A 1,816-nucleotide genomic window follows, 5' to 3' on the forward strand; every position below is an offset into this window, starting at 1 on the left:
CCCCCCTTAATACGATCAAAGTAAGTTGAATGCCTCACTTTTTATATTATAAATATTGGATATCCTCTAATTTGTAGTTTTTTTCCTAAAATTTCCTGTTAAAATAAGAATAAAATCAATCAATACCCAAGGTATAATTATAAAAATAATCCCTATAAGCCCTATCCCCATAAATAGTAGACCTATTGTACTTAGTATAGTTATAAGAAGCATTACAATGCCTGTTATAATTTTACCAACCATAAAACGATGAATCCCCAATGCACCAAAACACAAGCAAACGATCGCTAACAACATTTTTGATTGTTGTGGCTGCCCTGCTGACAAGATAGGGAAAACAGACTTAATAGTATCCCCTTCACAGACAAAATCAACCATATCACCAACCTTTGGTGGCTTTTTTCCTGACCAATTCCTACTCAAGAACTGATAACGCTTACCATCACCACCTGAAACGAAATAATTTCCTTGATCCTGACTAATAATTTTACCTTTCATCTTCACCACCTATAAAATTGTTATGCATAAAGAAGCTTTTCTTCTAATATGATAATATGTTGGATAAACCTCACTGCATGAATACGATCTGTACTCACCGTGATATACGACATTTAAAAAAGCCTAAAATCCCCCAACAACTTAAAATTCCCGCATTTATAAGTGGCAATACAAAGCACGCTGTTCGATTTGTACTTTTGTTTTTTATATGAAATAGTACATTCTTTTTCAATATTTTTATTTAAATACTCATAATTTTATTTAATATTTAACATTAAAGACATAGAATAAAATAACTTACATTATTAAATTAATATATTGATAAATATAAATAAAATTATTTATTTATATTAAAATTTTGTCGAGTTGCTATAACTTGGTAATTTTATTGCCATCTGCATCTCTAAAATATCCAGATAAAATAACTATAAAATCAATAAATGACCACAGTATATTGATAAGAATTCCTATACCTGTTACATTTATGAGAAGCATTACGATACCCGTTCCAATTTTACCAGCCATAAAGCGGTGAATACCCAACCATCCCAAAAAAAAACAAATAACTGCCAGACCTAATCTTGATTGCTCTGATTCTTTTTGACTCAAGAGAGGGAGAACAGATTTAACAACATTATCTTCATATACAAAATCAACAATATCCCCTATACTCGGTGGTTTTTTTCCTAACCAATTCCAATCCTCAAATTGATAACGCTTATCATCACCTCCCGAAACGAGATAAACTCCTTGATCTTGACCAATAATTTTACCCTTCATCCTTGCCCACCTATAAAGCTGCTCCTTATGTGTTATTCATAAAGAGATTATTTCTTTTTATAATATGTTGATTAACCTCACGACGTAAATAAAATTTGTAGCAGCCGTGATAAACATGAAATTAAAATAGTTTTGTCCCCCCAATGATCTAACGCTTTCTGCTGCTATAAGCAGCAATACAAAACAACCTTAGTTGATTTACGTCGTTGTTTTACCCACATAAAATAGCACAGTCTTTTTCAATACTTTTACTCAGCTGTGCATACTTCTCTTAATATCTCACATTAAAGAAATAGAATACAATAATCCTGCATTATGCAACTTAATATATTGATCGAAATAAAAAGTAAACTTTACTATTTTTTTTATTATAAGATTTTCACAAATCTGTAATCTGATTCCCATCTTTATCAGTAAATTTTCCAGCAACAATGAGTATAAAATCAACAATTGCCCAAATACCGGTAATTATCAATCCAAACAATGATAAAGATAAAACGAGCATTAAAGTACCCGTCCGAACTCTCCCAACCATAAA

General features: G+C 30.9%; 2 protein-coding genes. Both read right to left on the reverse strand.

Annotated elements, in window-relative coordinates; all coding sequences use genetic code 11:
- Positions 1 to 66: 66 nt before the first annotated feature.
- The gene (locus tag ACFIQE_RS10055; RefSeq protein ID WP_375707666.1) at positions 67 to 498 is read right to left on the reverse strand and encodes a hypothetical protein; all 432 of its coding nucleotides are present in this window, start codon (positions 496 to 498) and stop codon (positions 67 to 69) included.
- A 369-nt stretch (positions 499 to 867) separates the two neighbouring features.
- Positions 868 to 1,278 carry a TM2 domain-containing protein gene (locus tag ACFIQE_RS10060; RefSeq protein WP_375620764.1) on the reverse strand — a complete coding sequence of 137 codons (411 nt, stop codon included), beginning with the start codon at positions 1,276 to 1,278 and terminating at the stop codon, positions 868 to 870.
- Positions 1,279 to 1,816 lie beyond the last annotated feature (538 nt).

This window comes from Bartonella sp. AA1HLJMS, assembly GCF_042197445.1.
Classification (GTDB): domain Bacteria; phylum Pseudomonadota; class Alphaproteobacteria; order Rhizobiales; family Rhizobiaceae; genus Bartonella.

Coding starts and splice junctions, on each gene's coding strand:
- ACFIQE_RS10055 (WP_375707666.1), bottom strand. CDS start 498: ATGAAAGGTAAAATTATTAGTCAGGATCAAGGAAATTATTTCGTTTCA.
- ACFIQE_RS10060 (WP_375620764.1), bottom strand. CDS start 1,278: ATGAAGGGTAAAATTATTGGTCAAGATCAAGGAGTTTATCTCGTTTCG.